The 23,318-nt window shown below is 56.5% G+C and carries 17 protein-coding genes; 10 read left to right on the forward strand and 7 right to left on the reverse strand.

Annotation, left to right across the window (positions count from 1 at the left end; translation table 11 throughout):
* Position 1 precedes the first annotated feature (1 nt).
* Complete coding sequence (locus JNB88_RS10125) at positions 2 to 1,012, forward strand: LacI family DNA-binding transcriptional regulator (protein ID WP_220355347.1); 1,011 nt, start codon at positions 2 to 4, stop codon at positions 1,010 to 1,012.
* Between the two features lie 49 nt (positions 1,013 to 1,061).
* Here JNB88_RS10125 and JNB88_RS10130 read toward each other — a convergent pair whose 3' ends face one another.
* Entirely contained in the window at positions 1,062 to 1,934 is an 873-nt protein-coding gene (locus JNB88_RS10130) for a LysR substrate-binding domain-containing protein (RefSeq protein WP_220355455.1), read from the reverse strand.
* Positions 1,935 to 2,054: 120 nt separating this feature from the next.
* On the opposite strand from JNB88_RS10130, the gene JNB88_RS10135 reads away from it, so the two are divergent.
* Entirely contained in the window at positions 2,055 to 3,050 is a 996-nt protein-coding gene (locus tag JNB88_RS10135; RefSeq protein ID WP_037129561.1) for a YeiH family protein, read from the forward strand.
* Positions 3,051 to 3,100: 50 nt separating this feature from the next.
* Here JNB88_RS10135 and JNB88_RS10140 read toward each other — a convergent pair whose 3' ends face one another.
* Positions 3,101 to 3,292 carry a hypothetical protein gene (locus JNB88_RS10140; protein ID WP_037129563.1) on the reverse strand — a complete coding sequence of 64 codons (192 nt, stop codon included), beginning with the start codon at positions 3,290 to 3,292 and terminating at the stop codon, positions 3,101 to 3,103.
* Positions 3,293 to 3,966: 674 nt separating this feature from the next.
* On the opposite strand from JNB88_RS10140, the gene JNB88_RS10145 reads away from it, so the two are divergent.
* Entirely contained in the window at positions 3,967 to 4,890 is a 924-nt protein-coding gene (locus tag JNB88_RS10145) for a hypothetical protein (RefSeq protein ID WP_220355348.1), read from the forward strand.
* Positions 4,891 to 5,058: 168 nt separating this feature from the next.
* On the opposite strand, the gene JNB88_RS10150 is transcribed toward JNB88_RS10145, so the two are convergent.
* Positions 5,059 to 5,982, reverse strand: a complete 924-nt coding sequence (locus JNB88_RS10150; protein WP_220355349.1) for an HD-GYP domain-containing protein — start codon at positions 5,980 to 5,982, stop codon at positions 5,059 to 5,061.
* Positions 5,983 to 6,333: 351 nt separating this feature from the next.
* Between JNB88_RS10150 and JNB88_RS10155 the strand changes: the two genes are divergently transcribed.
* From JNB88_RS10155 to JNB88_RS10175, 5 genes are all read left to right on the forward strand, one after another.
* Entirely contained in the window at positions 6,334 to 8,013 is a 1,680-nt protein-coding gene (locus JNB88_RS10155; RefSeq protein WP_220355350.1) for a glycoside hydrolase family 3 protein, read from the forward strand.
* Between the two features lie 291 nt (positions 8,014 to 8,304).
* Positions 8,305 to 10,089, forward strand: a complete 1,785-nt coding sequence (gene gcl / locus JNB88_RS10160; protein WP_220355351.1) for a glyoxylate carboligase — start codon at positions 8,305 to 8,307, stop codon at positions 10,087 to 10,089.
* A 23-nt stretch (positions 10,090 to 10,112) separates the two neighbouring features.
* Complete coding sequence (gene hyi, locus JNB88_RS10165; protein ID WP_220355352.1) at positions 10,113 to 10,928, forward strand: hydroxypyruvate isomerase; 816 nt, start codon at positions 10,113 to 10,115, stop codon at positions 10,926 to 10,928.
* 5 nt (positions 10,929 to 10,933) lie between these two features.
* Complete coding sequence (locus JNB88_RS10170) at positions 10,934 to 11,818, forward strand: 2-hydroxy-3-oxopropionate reductase (RefSeq protein WP_220355353.1); 885 nt, start codon at positions 10,934 to 10,936, stop codon at positions 11,816 to 11,818.
* Positions 11,819 to 11,834: 16 nt separating this feature from the next.
* Positions 11,835 to 13,130, forward strand: a complete 1,296-nt coding sequence (locus JNB88_RS10175; protein WP_220355354.1) for a glycerate kinase type-2 family protein — start codon at positions 11,835 to 11,837, stop codon at positions 13,128 to 13,130.
* A gap of 590 nt (positions 13,131 to 13,720) precedes the next feature.
* On the opposite strand, the gene JNB88_RS10180 is transcribed toward JNB88_RS10175, so the two are convergent.
* On the reverse strand, positions 13,721 to 14,767 hold the full coding sequence (locus JNB88_RS10180) for a LacI family DNA-binding transcriptional regulator (protein WP_220355355.1): 1,047 nt from the start codon (positions 14,765 to 14,767) through the stop codon (positions 13,721 to 13,723).
* A 163-nt stretch (positions 14,768 to 14,930) separates the two neighbouring features.
* Between JNB88_RS10180 and JNB88_RS10185 the strand changes: the two genes are divergently transcribed.
* Positions 14,931 to 16,199 (forward strand): ABC transporter substrate-binding protein, encoded by a 1,269-nt coding sequence (locus JNB88_RS10185; RefSeq protein ID WP_220355356.1) that lies wholly within the window; start codon positions 14,931 to 14,933, stop codon positions 16,197 to 16,199.
* A gap of 19 nt (positions 16,200 to 16,218) precedes the next feature.
* Positions 16,219 to 17,865, forward strand: coding sequence for an acyltransferase (locus JNB88_RS10190; RefSeq protein ID WP_220355357.1), 1,647 nt, complete (start codon positions 16,219 to 16,221; stop codon positions 17,863 to 17,865).
* Positions 17,866 to 18,148: 283 nt separating this feature from the next.
* Here JNB88_RS10190 and JNB88_RS10195 read toward each other — a convergent pair whose 3' ends face one another.
* Genes JNB88_RS10195 through JNB88_RS10205 form a run of 3 tightly spaced genes read right to left on the reverse strand, consistent with a single transcriptional unit; the run spans position 18,149 to position 22,991 of the window.
* On the reverse strand, positions 18,149 to 19,690 hold the full coding sequence (locus JNB88_RS10195; protein WP_220355358.1) for a SpoVR family protein: 1,542 nt from the start codon (positions 19,688 to 19,690) through the stop codon (positions 18,149 to 18,151).
* A 9-nt stretch (positions 19,691 to 19,699) separates the two neighbouring features.
* Positions 19,700 to 21,016 carry a YeaH/YhbH family protein gene (locus tag JNB88_RS10200; RefSeq protein ID WP_220355359.1) on the reverse strand — a complete coding sequence of 439 codons (1,317 nt, stop codon included), beginning with the start codon at positions 21,014 to 21,016 and terminating at the stop codon, positions 19,700 to 19,702.
* 25 nt (positions 21,017 to 21,041) lie between these two features.
* Positions 21,042 to 22,991: a PrkA family serine protein kinase gene (locus JNB88_RS10205; RefSeq protein WP_037129597.1), complete on the reverse strand. Its 1,950-nt coding sequence runs from the start codon at positions 22,989 to 22,991 to the stop codon at positions 21,042 to 21,044.
* Positions 22,992 to 23,318 lie beyond the last annotated feature (327 nt).

Genomic DNA, 23,318 nt, shown 5'->3' on the forward strand with positions numbered 1-23,318 from the left:
AATGAAAAAGGTCACGTTGAAGGATGTCGCGAGGGAAGCGGGCCTGGGCACTGCTACCGTCGAGCGGGTCATCAACGGCCGCGGCGGCGTGTCCGAGAAGACCGCAGAGAAAGTGACAAGGGCGGTCAAGAGACTGAAGTACGGGGTTAGAGACGCCGAACTGCATCGAAGTGCACTCCGCATCGAGGTTATTCTCGTGCGGCCCGAGACCAGCTTCTTTGCTCGCCTCAATCGAGCTTTCGAGCGGATTGCCGCCTCTTTAGACCGCGCCGTGCTTCTTCACAGGACGTTCGTTAAGGAAAATGATCCGGCGGCCATGGCGCGCCATATAGCGAGCACGACACTGCGCCGCTCCGGGCTCATTATATGTGCGCAGGACGATCCGGCGGTTAAGCAGGCTCTGCGCGCCGTCATGGCATCCGGTGTGGTGGTCGTGCAGATCGTGACCAGGTGCGATGACGGACGACTGCCATATGTGGGTATCGATAACTACGCTGCGGGCCGAACCGCCGCTTACTATATGTCCGGACTGCTCGCGGCCAAGGCCGGCAATTTCGTCGCAATCTGTCACAGTGGGACCTACAAGGGCCATCGCGACCGGATCCAGGGCTTCTCCGACTATCTTGCGGAGCGAGGTTCCCCGAACCATGTGTTCTTGCATGCGATCCTTGGGCAGGATGACGATCTTCAGATCGCAGAACTTCTAGCGGAGGCGCTCCGTCGTGATCCGAATATAATTGGTGTCTACTCCGCGGGAGGCGGGGATGAAGGTGTCGCGGCCGTTCTGCAAAAGTGGTCGCGCATGCGGGACATCTTCTGGGTTGGTCATGAGCTGACGCATAGGAAGCAGCGCTACTTGCGATCGGACCTCATGAATATCTGCATAGATCAGGCTCCGGAAGTTCAGGCGCGTCGATCTGTGGACATGGTTCTCCACAAGCTGGAGATCATTCCAACGGAGATCAATTCCGACCCTGTACGGTTCCTTACGATCACGAGGGAAAATGTCTGACCGAGTTGCTTCTAAATGAGATGGCACTGATCGACACTTGCACGCTCGTTCACGGATAGGTGTGGCAGAATGCTTCAAATTCTCTCGCCGGAGCAGTCCGATGACGCTCCTTGTGTCGCAGGAGCGTAAAGTGGCGGGGCGGAAGGTCAAAGTTGAGAAGTCGCAACTGCCCGTTTTCAACGAACGGCGCGACGATGGTTTCAGATAGAGCAGCAATGCACCCGCCGCCCCTTACTGCCGTCAGCATTGCTTCGTTCGATGGCAGGATAAGCGAGATATCCATTCCATCTGGATTGATGCCCATTTGCTGCAAGGAGTCTTCCAAAACACTTCGTGTTCCTGAACCTTTTTCGCGCATTATCCACCTCGCCGTCGCAAGGTCGACATCGGATTGAGCATCGTCGTAACCCGACGCTGCGACGACTACCAGTTTGTCGCTGGCGACCCTAAAGTTTGCCAATACGGGCTCGTCAAGCAATCCCTCTATGAAACCGAGTTCGGCATCGCCATGCTTGACTGCGGCCGCTACCGTTGTTGTGTTGCCAATCGTCAGCTTGACCTTGATTCCGGGGTAAGCCCGCGAAAAAGCAAGCAGCTTTGACGGGAGCCAGTAGTTGGCAATGGTCTGACTTGCCTGGACATCGAGGGTTCCGGTTTTCAATGTGCCCAGCTCGGCGAGAACCGACTCCGCTTGCCTCACGCGTGCCAGGGTCTCTTTCGCCTCGCGCAGAAATACTCTGCCTTCCGGCGTTAGCTGGATGCCGCGCCCGACCCGGTCGAAGAGGTGCAGGTCATAAAAGTGCTCAAGCGATTTTATCGAAGAACTGACGGCGGACGGTGTGAGGCCGAGCGTAGCGGCAGCCTGTGTCAGATGTTGCCGTTCTGCGGTGGCAACGAAGATGGCGAGCTGTTCGAAGGTCATCATCTATCGTTCGATTGTATCGAATAAAATGTCAAATATTATCCGATGGAAATGAATAGATTGGAGGATTATTCCTGAGAATGGCTCAGCTACGAGCTGTGTGTTTTGTAAAGCGCGAACATGTTGAAATGCTATCCTGGAATTCTGCTTGCTCTTTCGGTGACGTTGGTTTCGAGCATCCTGGTCTGGTTTGAAAAGACGCTATTCGGCTTCGAGGCCCTAGACGGACTTGTGTTTGCGATCATTTTGGGCACGCTCGTGAAAACAGTGGTTGGCGTTGGACCGAAAATGAGGGACGGCGTTGATTTCTCGGCCAAGTACCTCTTGGAAATTGCCGTCGTGTTGTTGGGTGCGACCGTCAGTGTCACGACGATCGCGGACGCAGGAGTACGCGTGGTGATCATTGTCGTTGCGACGGTCCTTTCCTCACTGGCTATCAGCTATGGAATAGGCCGCGTGCTTGGTTTGTCCGACCGATTGGCGACCTTGGTTGCATGTGGCAACTCGATCTGCGGCAACTCTGCAATCGTTGCCGCGGCCCCTGTGATCGGCGCGAAGTCTGACGATGTTGCAGCCTCGATCGCGTTTACGGCGGCTCTTGGTATCCTCGTCGTTCTTCTGTTGCCGTTGCTGTTTTCAATGCTGCATCTCACCGAGATCCAGTATGGGATGTTCGCCGGATTGACGGTATATGCCGTGCCGCAGGTGCTGGCCGCCACCGCACCGATAGGCGGTTTGAGCGTTCAAATGGGAACACTGGTGAAGTTGATGCGCGTGCTGATGCTTGGACCTGTCGTATTGGTGCTGCGACTAAAGAGTGGGTGGTCGGACCGTGCTCAAAAGCCTATCTCGATTACCCAGTTGGTTCCGTGGTTTATCGTCGGTTTCTTCATCGCAATGTGCCTGCGCAGCATTGGATGCTTCTCACCTCTTGCCGTTGAGACAGCAAGCCAGTCGTCTGCGATCCTGACGACGGTGTCGATGGCGGCGCTTGGTTTGTCGGTAAATTTGCGCACTGTATTTTCATCGGGCGGGCGTGTTCTCTTGGCAGGGGTGCTGTCGCTGACCTCCCTCGGCTTGCTTGGGCTTGTCGCCCTTGCCGTCGTCCAGCCTTGATGAGGTTTTGCCGGCCCGCGCGCCGTGTGTTTGAAGAGGAAGCTTCCGCTTCAGTCAACCAAGTACTTTGGTCCCGGAGGACCTACTTCAATAGGAAGGTTTCGCGCAGCAAGCTGCAGATGACGTCGCCGCGCCGCGCTCTCGAGGATTTGCGCGAACTGGCCGAGGCTGGTCTTGTCCGCACGCAGCAAGAGCTGGATCAGCGGATCTTTCAGTGCTTCGGAAACCGTAAGATCTTGCATGGATTTCTCTCCTTGGATTCGAGAATACCACCCTTTTGTTAAGTTCTCATGTAGTCATTGTGGCGGAAATAAGCGGATCGTCTGGAAGTAGTACTTTGAACGTGAAGGTAATATCTAAAACAACACCGAATATTTACCTGTCGCCGGCACTGTAGTTGCATTGGGATCAGCGATCAGGCAGGGCTTCCGTGTTTGTTGTGTCAGTAATCGATGATGGCGAAGAGCGAAATTTTGTGGCGACGGACCTCAGGGTGACGCTGGACGACGTGCTGATTCAAGCCGGTGGCGTCTGTCATCTTTTCAGGCTGGTCGATCTTATCGATGTCCTGCCCATTGGAAAGGAACCTTCTAGCGTCGCAAGGAGTCCGTCTTTTCGAAACCGACGAGTGAACTAGGTTGGCCCTTGGAGGGCAAGTGATCTAACCCGACCTTTTCCCTTGGGTGGCCAACGATCGCTGCCAGTACAGAAGGGCGACAACGTCACCACTTGACGCCGCCCCTCGCAAGGGTTCGACTGCCGCGGCAGGAAGCAGTTATGGTATCGACGAAACTGTCTGAAGCTGGGAGTGAATGGCTTGCCTCAGTCTGTGCTCGGGTTTTGCGTAGCTTCCGTTTTCCTTTTGGCGGTCGGGATCGGGTATTCCAAGGACGGGCCCTCCCCAAAATGCCTTCAGGTGGGATCGGAAGCGTTCGAGAATATCGTTACTTCCCGGCTCCATGTCTCCTCTGATGGAACGGTTTTCGCGGGCGACAACGCGGAGGACACGCAATCGGCCTTCGCCAACGTTCCGGAAAGGGCGCGTGGACTTGTCGAGCAAACCATCCGTGACGGAAAGGGCTTTGCCGCCTTCGGAACCAAGGCAAACTCCGAGAACCAACTGGAGGTCCGGGTCCTCTACCTCCTCGAGGACGCCGATACCTGCGTGACCATCCAGGAAAAGCCCGAAAGGATCAGTCCTATCTATCTTCCGGAAGAGGTCTCGCGCGCGCTCCTCCTCTATTTTCGACAACCAACCGATGGCGACCGGGTCGAGTTGCGCTCGAGACTGCAGGCCTTCCTGACAAAAGCCAATGAGGGCAGGCCGACTTCGACGGCGCCGCGGATTGTGAAGGGGGCAAAGCCAAGGCGAATAGATGCGCAGGAATACGTCAAGAAATGGCAGGGACGCTTTCCGCAGGCGATGCTGGAGAGTCTTGCTCGTCTGCAGGACGTGTGCAACGCGCGCAATGACGGCTCAGAGCTGGATCTTGCAAACGATTTCGTGACAGGGCGAGATATTGATGGGGACGGCGATGAGGACTGGATCGCAAACGGCTACGGTGTGTTCTGCACGGGCCCCGATGGACGTCGCCGACAGTTGGCCGGAGATGAAAAAGGTGCGACAGTCTGGATCATGCTGGCTGACAAGGGCGAGCTGCAATTGACCGCGGAACTTCGGATGGCACCGGGAGACACTATCCGGCAGTACGACGGCTATGTTGTCCTAGACTCCAAGCTTGGTGTCTACTCGTTAAAGGGGGGCGCGCTCAGCGAGCCTCTGAAATCGCTGCCGTCCGGTGGAACGACCGTATTGACGCTCTCCAAGGCATTGCCATAGCTTAAGGGGCGCATTGTGTGTAGGAGGCGAGTAGGCTTTTGCTTGAAAGCATGTGCAAGGAGATCCAGGTTCCGTATTCTGCCGACTTCTGCTGCTGGCTAAGGCAGCTCAAATTTAATTACGCAGCCGTTCTTCACAGGGCAGACCAGGAATCGACACGAGCTTCGCTCAGCTAAGCAGGCTGCCCAAGCGCAGGACCAGTCTCCTGTCGAACAGGTGTCCTCGGTCGAACATCCATTTAAGCGCCTCCGTTGTGGTCCACGCGCGTTTATACGGGCGCACGCTCGTAAGTGCGTCAAATACGTCGCATATGGTGCATATGCGTATTGGCAAAGTCAGTTGGGCTGCGCGTAGGCCGAGCGGGTAACCGCTGCCATCAAGCGCCTCGTGGTGGAACCGGCAGATTTCGAGAACGAGATCAGGCACTCCCGGGTGCTGCTTCAGGAGTTGATAGCCTCGCTCGGGATGGCTGTGCATGATGCGTCGCTCGGCATCCGTCAACTGTCCGCCCTTGTTAAGGATTGCGTTGGGGATGAGCACCTTGCCAATGTCATGCAACAGTCCCGCAATGGTTAGGTCTCGTGTCGTTTCCTCTCCGAGATTCGACAGGTGGCCGAGCCCCGTCATGAGCCCGCTGACAGCCAGAGAGTGAATGTACGTTCCCTCATCCTTGGTCTTCAGGCGTGTCATCTCGACCAAAACATGCGGCGAAAGCAGTATGGAATTGGTGATGCTTCTGGCTGCGGGTGCGAGCCGGGCGATATCGAACCTGCCAGCTTTGAAATCGTCAAAACCGTCCCTTAGAGATACGGTTGCTTGCGATAAGGCGTGTTGGATCCGCACACGCTTTTCTGAGTCGCGCAGAGATTTCTCGACGTGTTCTTCGGGTTGCCGGGAGTCGGCTATCCCGCAGTCGACCCGGCTTTTGGTTGGATTGACCAGAACGTTTTCGGCCGAAGAGGCGATGATGGAATGCAGGTCGGAATCTGTCTCCAGCAGAAAGCGTCTCCCGGAAAACTCCAGGTCTGTGCATTCCACCAGCTCAATATACATTCCCTTACGAAGTAAATTTTTTGGAATACGCAGAACCACGCTAAGTGACCCCTCACTTCTGCTGATCCATTCACCCTATACGCCTATACATAGTATATAATTTCTAATGAACTCCTTACTGGTTTCGCGGCGATCGAGTGACAACTTGCGCATTATGCTTCGAGTGAAAGCTGTGGTGTTGGTATTGCGACATTGACACATGCACTCCTTGTTAGAGCACAACAAAGCGCCATTGCTCGGTGGCGCATCTGCTATAACGTCGCAGCCCGAACGCCTGATCTCTACGAGTTAAGCTGTTCTCTGCAGAGTCATTGGGGGGGAGACGATGGCAGGTCACGGGTGGCGCTTATGCGTTAGCATTTTTTCGGCGAGAACCTCTGGGAGGAAGAAGTGACGACCTACGACCAACTGCGCAAGGCACCATTCAACCTTGATGAGGCGGCAATCTCGTGGGTTCGCGACGTCTATTCGTCGCTCGACCTGGACGACAAGATCGGACAGCTTTTCACGCTGATCATGATTGGGACAGATCAGGAGGAGCTCGACCGCATAGGTTCGCTAAGGCCCGGCGGTGTGACCCGCTTCTTCACCGCTGATCTGGACTTTGAGAGGCGGATCATTTCCGAACTCGTCGCGAAATGCAAAGTCCCACCCATCATAAGTGCGGACCTTGAAGGCAGCCGTCATTCCTTTGCCTTCGGAACTCCCGTACTCGGTCAACTCGGTCTCGCGGCCGTTGACGATGTCGAGGCCACGGAGAAAAGTTCAGAAATTCTGGCCCGCGAAGGGCGTGCGATGGGTGTTCGTTGGTCGTTCACGCCTGTTGTCGACGTAAATGCCGCGTTCCGCTCTCCTATTGTAGGCACGCGATCTTACGGCTCAGATGTCGACAAAATCGAGCGGCATGCGGTCGCCCACGTTCGGGGTCTCCAAAGAAACGGAGTTGCAGCTACGGCAAAGCATTGGCCGGGAGAGGGGTATGACGACCGCGATCAACACCTGGTAACAACGACCAATCCGCTTTCCATGGAGGAGTGGAGGAAGACTTTCGGTAGACTTTACAAAACACTCATCGACGAAGGTGTCTTGGCGGTCATGAGCGCACATATATCGCTTCCGGCCTTTATCCGATCGAAAGTACCTGACGCAGCTCTGGAAGCCTTCCGTCCAGCATCGGTCTCTCGGTTGCTGAACGTTGATCTCCTGCGCAACGAACTTGGATTCAATGGCATCATCGTTTCAGATGCGACGCCGATGGGCGGGCTTTCTTCCTGGGGTCATCATTCTGAAACAATGCCTGACATCATTGCCAATGGTTGCGACATGATCCTCTTCAGTGATGCACCCTTGGAAGACATGGCTGCAGTCCGGGCCGCTGTCGAAGAGGGACGAATTACTTCCGAACGCCTTGAGGAGGCGGTCCTTCGTGTGCTGGCGCTCAAGGCGCACCTCAATCTATTCGAGCCTTCTGATGTACTTTCCGACGCGGCCGATGCGCGCGAGATACTTGCGCATCCAGACAGCGTCGCTGCGTCGAGCGAGTATATCAGCCGCTCGCCTACACTTGTGAAAGATGTCCAGGGTATTTTCCCGCTGAACCCCGTGAAAACAAGGCGTGTGCTGCTGGTGGACGGAGGCATCGTTCATCCGCTGATCCCACAACCCCTGAAATTCGTGCTGCCAGATCTACTGGCGAAGGAAGGGTTCGAGGTCACGATTGACCGACCCGACATCATACCAAGCCCGAACGACTTCGACCTCGTCATTTATGCGTTAGGCGACGAGTCGCTGCTTGTGCGTGGTCGGATGTTCGTTGACTGGCACAAGATCGGAGGTGGGGGCCTGTTCAAGGCTATGTACCGCCCTTGGACCAACATTCCGTCGGTTATGATCTCCTTTGGCCATCCATACCATCTCTATGATGCGCCGCGCGTACCAGCCTACATCAACGCATACTCCACGATGGACAGCGTTCAGGAAGCTGTTGTGGACTGTATGCTCGGTCGTAAGCCGTTTGTCGGAACGAACCCAGTCGACCCATTTTGCGGGCTGGAAGATACCCGCTACTGACGGGTTAATTGTAAATGAATTCAATTCGTTGAAAGTTTCGTAGGCTCGTTGAATGAGCGAAATGCGTCCAATCCCGAGACTGTTGTCATAGACTATCGCGATTTTGTCGTTGTGAATGGTTGGAAGGAAGAAAAAGTCTTACTCACTCACAAAAACGAAGAGCGAGCAGCGGCTGATTATCTCGAAAATCTTGAAAATGTTTATTTCCGTATGGTGGGAATAATTCCCATAATTTGATTGTCAATCTCGGCCTATAGATTATCGTCCCATTGAAACAGGGAGGAACAATCCATGGTCAAGATGCGTGCCGTCGATGCGGCCGTCCACGTGCTGGAAAGGGAGGGGATTGACTGTGCTTTCGGCGTCCCGGGAGCTGCGATCAACCCATTTTATGCGGCCTTGAAGGCTCGCGGAACGATCCGTCACATCCTTGCCCGTCATGTCGAGGGTGCATCTCATATGGCAGAAGGATACACCCGTGCTGAGCACGGCAATATCGGTGTCTGCATCGGTACATCGGGTCCTGCCGGGACTGATATGATCACTGGTCTCTACTCGGCTTCCGCCGACTCCGTTCCGATCCTTTGCATCACCGGTCAGGCACCGCGCGCACGTCTCGACAAGGAGGATTTCCAGGCCGTTGACATTGCAGCGATTGCAGCGCCTGTCACGAAATGGGCGGTCACTGTAATGGAGCCGGCGCTTGTCCCCTTCGTCTTCCAGAAGGCCTTCCATATCATGCGCTCCGGGCGTCCAGGCCCCGTCCTGATCGACCTGCCCCTAGACGTTCAAATGGCGGAGATTGATTTCGACCCCGAGACCTACGCACCGCTCAAGCCATACCGGCCTGAGGCGACGCGGGCGCAGGCCGAGAAGGCCATTGCGATGCTGAACGCGGCCGAGCGGCCACTGATTGTTGCCGGCGGAGGCATCATCAATGCCAACGCGTCCGACCTCCTGGTAGAGTTTGCCGAGATCACGGGCATCCCCGTCATCCCGACGCTTATGGGCTGGGGCGCAATCCCTGACGATCACAGGTTGATGGCTGGCATGTGTGGACTGCAGACATCGCATCGCTATGGCAATGCAAGCATGCTTGCAGCCGATTTCGTACTGGGTGTCGGCAATCGTTGGGCAAACCGGCACACCGGCAGCATCTCTACCTATACGGAGGGGCGTAAGTTCGTTCACGTCGATATTGAGCCGACGCAAATCGGTCGCGTCTTTGCACCAGATTTCGGGCTCGTCTCCGATGCGGGGGCGGCGCTCAAGCTTTTCCTCGACGTAGCTACCGAATGGAAGATGGCCGGCAAGCTGCGCGATTGGTCCACCTGGGCGCAGGAGTGCCATGAGCGCAAGCGCAGCATGCTGCGAAAGACGCATTTCGATCAAACACCGCTAAAGCCTCAGCGTGTCTACGAAGAAATGAACAAGGTCTTCGACAGGGACACCTGCTATGTCACTACCATTGGCCTCAGCCAGATCGCCGGGGCACAATTCCTTCACGTCTACAAGCCACGCAACTGGATCAATTGCGGCCAGGCGGGTCCGCTTGGCTGGACACTGCCAGCCGCGCTTGGTGTGCGCGCCGCCGACCCGAAACGGCCGATTGTCGCCCTCTCCGGTGACTACGACTTCCAGTTCATGATCGAGGAACTGGCGGTCGGAGCACAACATAAGCTCCCCTATTTGCATGTAGTCGTGAATAATTCTTATCTCGGCCTGATCCGCCAAGCACAGCGCGGCTTCAACATGGATTTCGAGGTCAGTCTGGCCTTCGAGAACATCAATGCAAGTGGAGATGCGGAGAAGGGGTATGGCGTCGATCATGTGGCGGTTGCGGAAGGATTGGGCTGCAAGGCGATCCGCGTTCGCAGCGCAAATGAATTTGCCGGCGCCTTCGATCGGGCCAAGGCAATGATGGAAGAATTCCAGGTCCCTGTCGTCATCGAAATCATCTTGGAGCGTGTGACCAACATTGCGATGGGCACCGATATCAATGCGGTCATCGAGTTCGAAGAGCTTGCAGCTCATGGCGAGGATGCGCCGACCGCCATCACTGCCTTTCTAAATTGAGCTTGTCGCCGAGGAGAAACCGAATGCAGCGTTTTGCAGCAAATCTCACGATGCTTTTTAACGAGGCGACGTTCCTCGATCGTTTCGCGCTTGCCGCCAAGGCGGGGTTCGAAGGCGTCGAGTTCCTTTTCCCCTATGACTTCGACAGGCAAGAGCTGCGCCGTGCATTGGATGACAATGGCCTGACACAGGTGCTGCATAATTTACCCGCAGGTGATTGGGCGCGTGGAGAGCGCGGGATTGCGGTTCTGCCCGACCGCATCGATGAGTTCAGGAGGGGAGTTGCCAGCGCAATCGCTTATGCAACGGCCCTCGGTTGCACTCAGGTCAATTGCCTCGCAGGCATTGCGCCGGGCGAGCTGTCCGAGGAGGCGGTCCGGACGACCTTCGTATCCAATCTCACTTTTGCAGCAAGGGAATTGCGCGACCACGGCATTGCGTTGCTGATCGAGCCGATCAATCGCTTCGACATTCCCGGTTTCTACCTCGAAACCGTGGACCAGGCGGCATCGATTATTGCCGAAGTCGGCAGCGACAATCTGTTCATCCAGTATGACCTCTATCACCAGCAACGGACGCGCGGCGAACTGATTGGCACCTACCGGCGACATACTGGGCTAATCCGCCATATCCAGCTGGCTGACAATCCCGGGCGCAACGAGCCGGGCAGCGGCGAGATCAACTATGCGTTCGTCTTCGATGCACTTGAGGACGCGGGCTATGGCGGCTGGATCGGCTGCGAGTACAAGCCGCGCACAACGACCGCCGAGGGTTTGGCTTGGCTCACTGCCGAGCGCCGACGCACCCAATCTGCAGACATCATCAAGATCAGGAGCTAATCCACATGGCAACAATCGGTTTTATTGGCCTCGGTATCATGGGCACCCCGATGGCACGTCACCTTCAAAATGCCGGTCACAAGGTCATCACCTCGAAATTTGCCATTCCACCCAGGCAGGAGCTTATCGACAACGGATTGGAATTTGTTGAGACGCCAGCGGCTCTGGCAGAGGCCACCGACACGATTATCCTGATGCTGCCGGATACGCCGGAGGTCAAGGATGTTCTCTTCGGTCAGAACGGCATCATCGGCGGCCTTTGCCAGGGCAAGCTGGTCGTCGACATGAGCTCCATCTCGCCGATCGAAACAAAGGAGTTTGCCAAGAAGGTCCGCGCGACCGGTGCCGAATATGTCGACGCGCCTGTGTCGGGCGGAGAGGTTGGCGCGCGAAATGCGACGCTCAGCATCATGGCAGGCGGTACGCAGGCTTCGTTCGATCGCGCCCTGCCGTTGTTCAAACTCATGGGGAAGAACATAACGCTGGTCGGGGATTGTGGCGATGGTCAGGTGACGAAGGTCGCCAATCAGATCATCGTCGCGCTGACCATCGAGGCGGTTTCGGAAGCGCTTGTCTTTGCGTCGAAGGCAGGTGCTGATCCAGCCCGCGTGCGTGACGCGTTGATGGGTGGATTTGCCTCCTCGCGCATTCTCGAAGTACACGGAGAGCGGATGATCAAGCGCACATTCGATCCCGGTTTCCGCATTTCACTGCATCAGAAGGATCTCAATCTGGCGCTGCAAGGGGCGAAATCACTCGGTATATCGTTGCCGAACACGGCCTCCACGCAAGAACTCTTCAACATCTGTGCTGCGAATGGCGATAGTGGGTTGGATCATTCCGGCCTGGTGCGCGCGCTAGAGCGCATGGCGAACCACGAAGTGGCATGACGACAGGAAATCGGGCATGGGAGCGCTTGAAGATACCCGTACATTTCTCGCATCACTCTTTGATGCAGCCGTAAGGGCGGCGGATCCTGCAACAGTGATTGAGGCAAATCTGCCGCCAAGGCCACGCGGTCGCACGATCATCGTCGGCGCAGGCAAGGGGGCGGCACAGATGGCTCGCGCTTTCGAGAGGCGTTGGGATGGCCCCTTGAGCGGAGCCGTTGTTACCAGATACGGCTTCGGTGTACCATGTGAGCGCATCGATGTCCTTGAGGCAGCCCATCCCATCCCCGATCAGAACGGTATGGTGGCATCGCGGCGGCTGCTTAGCGAGGTAAGCGGGCTGACTGCCGACGATCTTGTCGTGTCACTGGTCTGTGGTGGGGGATCCGCACTTCTGCCGGCGCCGCCCGGTGACCTGACACTGGAGGACGAGATTGCAGTCAATCGCGCACTGCTGGCGTCGGGCGCTCCGATCCGTGCCATGAATGCCGTGCGCAAACATGTCTCGTCTATCAAGGGCGGACGACTTGCCGCTGCGGCATATCCGGCACGGGTTGTGTCACTGGTTGTCTCCGACATCCCAGGCGATGATCCTGCGGTGGTTTCCTCGGGGCCGACAATAGCAGACGGAACCACGCAGGCCGACGCACTCAGAGTTATCAAACGTTACGGTTTGTCGTTACCGGATCGGGTGATGCGCTGGATCGTGAGTGATGCCGCATCCGCTCCCAGGCCCGATGATCCGGTCTTTGCTCGCAACGACGTTCGGCTCATTGCCTCGGCCTCAGTCTCCCTGCAGGCCGCTGCCGCTAGGGCACGGGCGGGCGGCATTGAAGCAGTCATCCTCTCCGACGCCATCGAAGGAGAAGCGCGCGAGGTCGCTCGGGTGCACGCAGCGATCGCCCGCGAAGTCGCTACCAGGGACCAGCCATTCACGAGGCCGGTCGTCATCCTGTCAGGAGGAGAAACGACGGTGACCCTCAAGTCAAACGGAAAGGGTGGGCGTAACAGCGAGTTCCTGCTAGCTCTTGCCCTCGACTTGGAAGGCATCGAGGCAGTCGCGGCACTCGCTGCGGATACCGATGGGATCGATGGTTCCGAAGATAATGCGGGTGCGTTCGCGGACGGACAGACGATACCCCGCTTGCGGCAGTTGGGCATGGACGGCGCAGAATATTTGCATCGAAACGATAGCTGGACGGCCTTCGATGCGCTTTCAGATCTGTTCATTCCTGGCCCAACGGGTACGAACGTCAACGATTTCAGAGCGATCCTGGTGGGCTCGCCGGGTGCCGGTTTCAAACAGGATTAGCCCAAGGCATTAAGCATTCCAGTGGCTCTCGGCACCCGTTCCTGCGGTCGCGACCAAGCTGCCGCAGCCCAGGAAAGGATCAAATATCGCTCGATCGGTTCCGGCTGTCTCGGCAGACTTCGATGATCATTAGTCTCGGGCGTCTTCCGCGATATTGCTTAAATATGTCAGCTTCTTGGATGCGGTTCATAGATTTTTGGTTTAGGAACAGCGCCGCTGTCGACCGATGCTAGTGGTCCTCTGGCAACTCCGGCAGGTGTGTTTCTCAAGACCCCCAATGTTCGTGGAGTTGGCGTTCGCGCCTGGCGATACTGCACATGGCACGTTGCTGTGCCTCGTGCTGTCGAATGTTGGGGCGGACAGTCCGCGTTCGAGAGTCTCGTATAATGTTGATTTCTCTTTAAAAACAGATTGATAGAGAGATTTTCTCGTGTCACAGTTTCAAATCACCGCCGCGAGGAGACGTTGATGAGGGCATGAGACTTGTCAGATGCAAGTACTCCTCGCGCCCGTCACTGTTCCCAGCGTGATGGTATTGGCAGGAGAACCTGATTTCGCGGCCGCAAGTCCGGCGACTGGTTTGCCGATGGTTACACGCGAGGGCGAAGGTAGGTGCGCGGCGACCCGATTGTGGCGCGCTCAACGATCTTGACTGCCAACCCAATCCTTCGCGGCCTTGCCTCGCTATTCTGGGCCCGTTCCCTGAGGATCTCCCAACCGACCCGACCGATCTCCTCTCGCTCGATTCTAACGGTTGTCAGTGGGGGATTGCTGTGCTGTGCGATAGAGATGTCGTCCATGCCGATGACCGAGTAGTCTCGCGGGATGCTGCGGCCAAGTGCGCGAAGGGCATCGATCACCCCGAGCGCCATGATGTCGTTGCTGCATACGAATGCGGTGGCTTTGGCAAATCGCCCTCTTTGCATTGCCTCGATGAGAGCGTTCGACATATCCGGCTCCAGGATTCCTGCAGCTGTCAGATCAAACAGATGTCTGTCGGGGTCGATGGCGATCCCAGCTTCCTGCATTGCGTCGCGGAACCCGTCGAATCTCTCCTTTAGAGACGTCCGGAAAAGTCGACTGACATGAACAATTTCAGTGTGCCCTTCAGACAGGAGGCGGGAGGTCGCTAGCCAGCCGGCTGATCTGTTGTCGGGTAGAACGCACGAGAGCCGCATGGTCCGGTCTATCCCATTCAGTATGACTGCTGGCGCTTGGCTTCTGACGACCTGATCGATCAAAAGGGGATGGTCGAGGCCGACCAGCAGCAGGCACGCGCGTTCTTCGGCAACTAGCCTTTCAACATTGACGCTGCCTGTTTCAATGTCGGGCGTAAGTAAGTGTACTTTCGCAGCCACGCCCGCCTCATTGGCGGCCTTGAGCGCTCCGCCAATAACTCCTTCGTAGAACTGCGAGTTTAGGTAGAGAGCAGCGGTGGTCACGACCGCAATGCCTGAGGGAAAGGCGTCAGCCAGATCTGCGGTTTTGTGCCGATAATCAAGACGCGCTGCGACTTCAAGGATGCGTTCGCGGCTCTCGTTTCCAACTCCAGACCTGTTGTTGAGCGCCTTCGACACCGAGGCGATGGAAACCCCTGCAGCTTCTGCAATGTCAGCTATTCGCGATTTCCGTGTCATCAGGCCCTCTCTCCTCGGCGGAAGGTCTAGCATGAGAAAGGTAATACGACCAACGATTTAAAAAGTTTCGTAGAAAACGAAATTTTTCTTCTATTGCGTATTTTTTCGTATATCGTTGCCAAGTCGCCGCATCAAGCGGGCGGCATTGACCTGGGAGGGGAAGATGCTGAGACGTAGAGAATTCATTGCGAGTGCAATTGCCGCTGCAATTATCGACATCCCCGGCGCGTCGGCCGCCGAGGAAGCCCTGAGGGTCTTCTGGTGGGGAAATCCTGATCGGGCAAAGCGAACCGGCGCGGTTATCAAGCAGTTCGAGACGTCCGCTCCTGGGGTGAAATTTGTCGGACAGGTCGCGACATCTGACTACTGGGTGAAACTAAGTACGATGGTGGCTGGCCGGAACGTTCCGGATGTCTTTGCCTTGGAACCCGTTACCTTTGCTGACTATTCGCGGCGCGGCGCGACTCTGGATATGACCCAGTTCCAGGACAGCATTATTAGCTCGCACGACTTCGCGCCCGGCGCGCTGGATCTCGGAACAGTCGACGGCAAGCTCACAGGTGTCCCCACCTCTCTAAACGCCGCGGCTCTTATCATCGACAAGACGGCTCTGGAAAAGGCCGGGGTAGCAGCACCGACAGCGACCACAACCTGGGCGCAGTTCAAGACGATCTGCACGGACTTCAGGAAGTCGGTAGGGACTCAGAACATTTTCGCCGTAGGCAACGGCGCGCGCTATAGCTTTGTTTTCGAGGTGTGGTTGCGCCAGCGGGGAAAGACGCTCTTCACGCAGGACGGTCACCTCGGGTTCGAGGAAGCCGACGCTGCCGAATGGTTCGACTACTGGGACCAGCTTGCGAAGGCGGGGGGGTGTGTGACAGCCGACATCCAGGCGCTGGACAAAGGCAATATCGAGACTAACCCTGTGGCCAGCGGAAACGCCGTCATGGCATTCGCATACTCCAATCAGCTTGCCGGTTACGGCAATCTGGCAAAGTCCGAGATGTCGATCGGCGCGCTACCCACGCACGAGGCTGCGGGTCCGTCTGGGTTGTTTTACCGGCCTTCGACATTATGGTCGATATCGCCATGGTCGAAGTCGCCGGAGACAGCCGCAAAGTTCATCAACTTCTTCGTCAATGATCCCAACGCTGGACATGCGCTTGGTACCGAACGTGGTGTTCCAGTGAACATGAAAATACAGGGAGACGTGGCGGCTACGGGAGACAAGGTTTCGAAACAGACAATCGAGTACATCATGTCATTGAAGGAGAGGGTCGGCCCGTACCCACCTGCCATTCCAATTGGGGCCGCCGAGTTTTCGCAGCAGGTTCTAACGGCCACCGCCGACAGTCTCGCCTTCGAGCAGATCAGTCCCTCGGAGGCTGCAAAGCAGCTAATGGCGGAAGGCAAGCGTATATTCGGAGGCTGATTTGGCCCAGGAAACGACAATGGACACTTTGAGTGTACCGCCGCAAGGTGTTGAAGGCGAACCTCGCAGGCTCCAGTTTCTGCCCTGGGAGCGTGTGGCCGCCGACATTGACCACCCTGATCATCTCGCACGCAAGGCGGAGCTTCGAGAAGCGTGCGGAGCGAAGTTGGCAGACACGTCCTACGTCGCCGAACATGCAGCGGTTTTCACTGAGAGGCTCGAGTTGGGTGAGCGATCGTGGATTGCGGGCTACGCTCTGGTTAGAGGAGAAATTGTCCTCGGCGACGATTGCACTGTCAATCCTTATGCCTGCCTCTCTGGACGGGTTACGTGTGGCAACGGTGTGCGCATCGCATCACATGTTTCGATCGTCGGCTTTAATCACGGCTTTGAGAGCACCGAGATTCCGATCCATCGCCAGAAGGTGACGACTGTCGGGATATCGATCGGTGACGACGTTTGGGTCGGGGCAAATGCAGTCATACTGGACGGCTCAATCATCGGGAGCGGCGCTATAATCGCAGCTGGAGCTGTCGTTGTTGGCGATATCCCGCCAATGTCAATTGCCGCTGGTGTTCCCGCGCGGGTGATACGCAATCGGCGTGTGGCTACTGGGACGTCCGTCGGGGTGGATGTTGATACCTGCCTGCGTAAGCTTGGCAAAAAGGCGCGAGATCAATGGCACGAGATTCTTGCTCAATGGAAGACGGTCGACTCCTACGAATCTTTGGAAGCAGACGGCATCCGAAGGCCGGCGGCTCGTCACCTATGCGACGCTATTGAAATCGCTGCGGGTTTTGGAGAGGTTCCCCCTGGTCTCGATGTTCCTGAAACGATCGAGCGGCTTCAGCGACTACAAGATGTCGAGAGCGGATTGTTTCCCGAAAAAGATACTGTCGGACATACCGCCACACTCAGGGAGGACCCCAAAGCACTCTATAACGTCCTTTCTGTCGGCTATGCACTTGAGATTCTTGGCGCAAATCCGCGGCAAGCCATACAGACCGTACAAATTACTCCCGATGAGCTGGACAACTGGCTTTCAAGGCTGCCGTGGAAGACACACGCGTGGAGCGCTGGCAGTGTGGTCGATGCAATCGGGACGGCCATGTATTTCAACGCGAGGTACTTTGGCGTGAAACAGCCGCGGGACGAATTGTTCGACTGGCTTACACGAAACCTCAACCGGACGACCGGCCTCTGGGGCTCGCCAACGTCAGCTGAAGGATGGCTCCAGCCTGTTAACGGCTTTTACCGCCTGACTCGCGGCACCTATGCTCAGTTCGGAGTTCCGCTTCCATTACCTGAGCTGTCGCTTGAGACGGTCGTCCTCAACTATCGCAACCACAGGGGATTCACCGGGACAACATATACCGCGTGCAATTTGCTCGACACCATCCACCCGCTCTACCTGATCGCGCGGCAGACAGACTACCGTCGCGGTGATGCCGAGGACATCGCTCGCACGATCATTGTCAAAGCGTTGGATCGATGGCAGGACGGGAAGGGTTTCGCTTTCGCCGACGGGGGGGCGCCGAGCCTCCAGGGGACCGAGATGTGGCTCTCCGTTGTCCATCTAGCGGCGAACTACCTCGGCGTTTCCGATGCCTTCCCTTTTCTGCCCAAGGGTGTCCATCGCACCACCGCGGTCGGGCTTGGAGTGTAGGTTTGGTTGCTGGTCATTGCCTGGCGCCATTGTTCCGCGAGCTGCCTTTGCTACTATGACGCCGGGATGAGAGCGAGGTGGCCGTTGGCTCGAGACCATCGTGGGCTTCCCGCCACCTCCTGAGCGCCACTGATCAATCGACGCCGCTCGTCGCGCGAGGCGTGGCCGGTGTTTACACCTTGCGTGCGTCAGCGGCACCTCCCAAGCCTGTTTGGCAAGATCGCTTCGAGATGCTTTGGGCAAACCAAGGGGGCAATTCTCCTGGGCGGAGCCAAGTCCGCACTCAAATGTCGGCGGTCGAGCACTCGTAAAGGACCGCATCCGTCGTGGCATCGATGCCCGTGAGGCTCACGTCGTAGCCCCACAGATGACGAATATGGCCAAGCGTAGCGTCACGACTAGCTTCGTCCAGCAGGATGCCGTTCTTGACATTGTGCTGTAGACGAAGCTGTCGGTCCCCGAGTAGGTCGACATCGATCACCTGGATGTCAGGTTGCCGTGTCCCGATATCGTAACTGCGGGCAAGCGCGGAGCGGATCGTTGAATAACCACGCTCGTTATGAATGGAGGAAACCTCGCAGTAACTGTCTGAGGCGCGATCGGAAAGCAGGAACAGCCGGAACTTGCGGATCATCGCCGGGCTGAGATACTGCAGTATGAAGGACTCGTCCCGGTGGTTCGCCCAGGCATCGAGCAATGTTCCCTGTGGGTCGCCATTGCCTGCAAAGGACGGAAACCAATCCCGGTCTTCCTCTGTCGGTGCTGTGCAGATGCGCTCGATATCCTGCATCATCGCGAATCCCAACGCATAGGGGTTTATACCAGGAAAGCGGGGGTCGTCGAAGTCAGGCTGGAATACGACGTTCGAGTGGCTTTTCAGCAGTTCAAGCATCGCGCCTTCGCTTATCCGCCCCTGGTCAAAAAGCCGGTTTATGATTGTGTAGTGCACGTAGGTCGCGCACCCCTCATTCATCACCTTGGTCTGGCGCTGGGGGTAGAAATATTGTGCGATGACACGAACGATGCGCAGCAACTCGCGCTGCCAAGGGTCGAGAATGAGGCTGTGTTTCTCGAGAAAATAGAGGAGGTTTTCTTCCGGGAGATTGAGGACCTTCTTGCGTTCGGATGCGTCTCGCTCAGCATCCTCCGGATTGCGATTTTCTGCCGTCAACGGCAGGGTGCGCCACAGGTCGCTGTAGGTCTGCTCTTCGTATTCCAGCCGTTCGCGTGCCCGTTCGCGGACCTTCTCGGAGGACAGGCGGGGCGGCCGCCTGTAGCGAAACACGCCCTGATCCATCAGGGCGTGTGCTGAATCGAGGATAGCCTCCACCGCGCTCAAGCCGTGCCGTTCCTCGCACTTCGTGATGTATTTCTTCGCGAAGTCCATATAGCTCAGGATGGCACCCGCGTCAGTCCATTGCCGGAAGAGGTAGTTGTTCTTGAAAAAATGGTTGTGGCCGAAGGCGGCGTGTGCTGTCACCAGCGTCTGCATCGCCATGGTATTTTCTTCCATCAGATAGACAATGCAGGGGTTGGAGTTGATGACGATTTCGTAGGCGAGGCCGCGCTGCCCCTTGCGATAGAGGTTGTCCTCGAAGATGAAACGCTTGCCGAAAGACCAGTGCTGATACATCAACGGCATGCCAACGGAGGAATACGCGTCCAGCATCTGCTCTGAGGAAATGATCTCAAGCTGGTTCGGATAGACATCCAGTCCCATCTCATCGAGCGCAATCGTCTCAATGGCATCGTAGGCACGCGAAAGCGTCGCAAAATTCCAGTCGGAACCATCAAACAGGAGGCCTGAACTCGAGCGTCTCGCCATCGGTTGTCCTTACTTGCGCGTGCGCATGGCAGGCTGTCGGGTAAAGAGCTTGCGGAATACCGGATAGATGTCTGCAGGTCGGGAGATCCGCGTCATCTGGAAGTTCGGCACCTCTCCATCGACACTGCGATAGGCCCGCCAGAGCGACGTGCCGTTGTCGGTCGTTCCAAATATTTCTGTTTCGCGCTCGTCAATGATCTCAACATAGGCGTAGTACTGGCAAAGCCGCATGAGATGATCGCGAAGCAGTGCAGCACAGCGCTCTGAATCGCCGCTGATGTTATCACCGTCCGAGGCCTGGGCGGCGTAGATATTCCAAAGATGTGCCGGATATCTCTCCTCGATGACGCGAAGCATTTCTTCAAGGGCAGTGGAGACGACGGTGCCGCCGCTCTGCTTGCTGTAGAAGAAAGTTTCCTCATCGACCTCACGCGCCTCGTCGGTATGGCGGATGAAAACGATATCTATCCGCTCGTAACGACGGGTCAGGAAGAGGTGGAGCAGGACAAAAAAGCGTTTTGCAAGATCCTTTTCCCGCTCGCCCATAGATGCTGACACGTCCATGAGGCAGAACATCACAGCACTGGCGTTGGGAATTGGCTGGCGCTCGAAGCGATTGAAACGAATGTCAACCGGATCGACATAGGAAATTCGCCGCCGCCTGCGCTCAAGTTGCTCCAGTTCTTCGCGCAGCGCCTGCAAGCGGCGCCGATTAGGCGCTGACAGCTCCTTTTCGGCTTCCAGAGCAACGATCTCGTCCGAAAGCGCCTTCACCGCAGCTTCGCTCGGTCGCTGAAGAGCAATACGGCGCCCGAAGCTATTGCGCATGGTTCGCCCGACATTGATATTGGTGGGGGTCCCAGCCGTGCTGAAGCCGACCCGATGCGGCTTGTAGGTCACCGTCTCCTTGAGGTTCAGCTTGACCATGTCGGGCAGTTCAAGGTCCTCGAAGAAAAGGTCCAGAACCTCTTCTCTGGAGAGAATGAAATGGAACTCATCCTCGCTTTCGCCGCGGCCAGCGCCGCGGCCGCTTCCGCCCCCACCGCCTTGAGGTCGCGACAACTTGTCGCCAGCCATATACTCCTTGTTTCCAGGAAGAATGTATTCCCGTTCGCCGCTGCCGGAGGAAGGCTGAAAGGTCGGCTCGCCGGCGCCACGCTTGGGCATGGGGACACCATGAGCGGCGTCCACGTCGGCAATTTTGTCGGACTTGACCTGCTCCTTGATTGCTCGCTTCAGTTCTTCGCGGGCACGCTTCAGGAAACGTTGCCGGTTGCCGAGGCTCTTATCCTTCGGGTTGAGCCGGCGGTCGATGAAATTCGGCATCTGCCAATCCCTCGCTTTGGCATCGTCAACCGGCCTTGTTGACCCGCATGTACCAATCGACCAGACGTCGGACCTGGCGAACCGTATAGCCACGCTGGGTCATGCGCTGGACGAATTCGGCATGCTGTTTTTCCGTCGAACTATCCTTCTTGGAGCCGAAGCTGATGACCGGGAGGAGATCCTCCACCTGGCCAAACATGCGCTTCTCGATAACCTCGCGAAGCTTCTCATAGCTCGTCCAGGACGGATTTCGGCCGTGGTTCTTCGCGCGGGCGCGCAAGGTGAACTTGACGACCTCGTTGCGGAAGTCCTTGGGATTGGCGATACCGGCCGGCTTCTCGATTTGCGATAGTTCGCTGTCGAGAATTTCGCGATTGAGAATCTGACCGGTGTCGTAGTCCTTGAAGTCCTGGTCTTCCAGCCATGCATCGGCGTAGGAGATGTAGCGGTCGAACAGGTTCTGCCCATATTCGCTGTAGGATTCCAGATAGGCCTTCTGGATCTCGTGGCCGATAAATTCGGCATACCGCGCAGCAAGCTCGGACTTTATGAAATCAAGATAGCGTGCCTCGGTTTCCTTGGGAAACTGTTCGCGGCGGATCGCTTGCTCCATGATATACATCAGGTGCACGGGGTCGGCTGCCACCTCCTTCGTGTCGTAGTTGAAAGTTTCGGAAAGAACCTTGAAGGCAAAGCGGGTGCTAATGCCAGTCATGCCCTCGTCAACACCGGCCGCGTCACGATACTCCTGCACGGACTTGGCCTTGGGATCGGTGTCCTTCAGGTTCTCCCCGTCGTAGACCCGCATCTTCGTATAGAGCGGTGAGTTCTCGTGAACGTGGAGGCGCGTCGCAACCGTGAAGCGGCTCAGATTCTCGAGCACCTCCGGCGCGCACGGGCTCTTTGCCAATTCACTTTCGCGTAGCAACTTCTCATAAATCTGGCGTTCTTCAGTCACCCGCAGGCAATACGGCACCTTTACGACCAGGATGCGGTCAAGGAAGGCCTCATTGTTCTTGTTATTCTTGAATTGCAGCCACTCGGACTCGTTGGAGTGGGCGACGACAATACCTTGGAAGGGGAAGGCACCGAAATTCTCGGTCCCGTTGTAACTGCCTTCTTGCGTTGCGGTCAGCAACGGATGCAGCACCTTGATCGGGGCCTTGAACATTTCGACGAATTCGAGAAGGCCTTGGGTCGTCCGGTTCAGTCCGCCGCTGTAGGAATAGGCATCCGGATCTGCCTGACTGAAATTTTCAAGCTGGCGAATATCCACTTTACCAACCAGCGCAGACACATCCTGGTTATTCTCATCACCCGGTTCAGTCTTGGCGATCGCGATTTGTCGCAGGCGAGATGGTGTCAGTTTGACAACACTGAACTTCGATATATCGCCGCCAATTTCGTCGAGGCGTTTGGTTGCCCAGGGTGAAATAAGGCCCGTCAGTCTCCGTCTTGCAATCCCATATTTGTCCTCCAGGAGGCCTGCCATCCTTTCAGGATGAAAGAGTCCGAGAGGAGATTCGAAGATCGGGCTGATCTTGCCGTTCACGGCAAGGGTATAAATTGGACGCTGCTCCATCAGTCTCTTGAGGCGTTCTGCAAGCGACGATTTGCCACCGCCAACGGGCCCAAGGAGATAGAGGATCTGCTTGCGCTCCTCGAGACCCTGCGCGGCATACCTGAAATAGCCCACAATACGCTCGATTGTGTCTTCCATCCCGTAGAAGTCAGCGAAGGACGGATAGATCTTGACTGTACGATTGGCGAAAATTCGGCCTAGTCGCTCATCTGCGCTAGTGTCGATCAGCGTTGGTTCGCCGATCGCTTCTACCATTCGTTCCTGCGCCGTCGCATAGAGACTCTTATCATCACGGCAGGCTAGCAGATATTCTTGTAGGCTCAGTTCTTCTTGCGCGGCGCTTGTATAAATTTCCGAGAAAAGATCGAAGACGTCGCTTTCACCCTTTTGCATGATGCTCTCCCGCGGCCGGCTGGTTGAAACGGGATCGCTGCCCTGTCGGCGCGCTCAATGAGAAAACGGCAAAACCTAGTATTCGTTCCTTCAAATAGTCAGAGGAATTCGAAATTGGCTTGGGAGGGCCATATAGCATCTTTATCGTCTCCATTCTTGCGCTTGATCGCGACTCAAATGTTGAGCAGTGCTGCAGCTAATATGGCACGAAAGACAAGCAATAACCATGGGTAAGGTAATCACGCTATTGCTAGGAACCGCGTAATTTCGGTTGATGGGACGCTACGCCGGCAAACAAAACTCCACCTTTGGCGGGCCGCATTTCAG

This window comes from Rhizobium cauense, assembly GCF_019511525.1.
Classification (GTDB): Bacteria; Pseudomonadota; Alphaproteobacteria; order Rhizobiales; family Rhizobiaceae; genus Rhizobium; species Rhizobium cauense.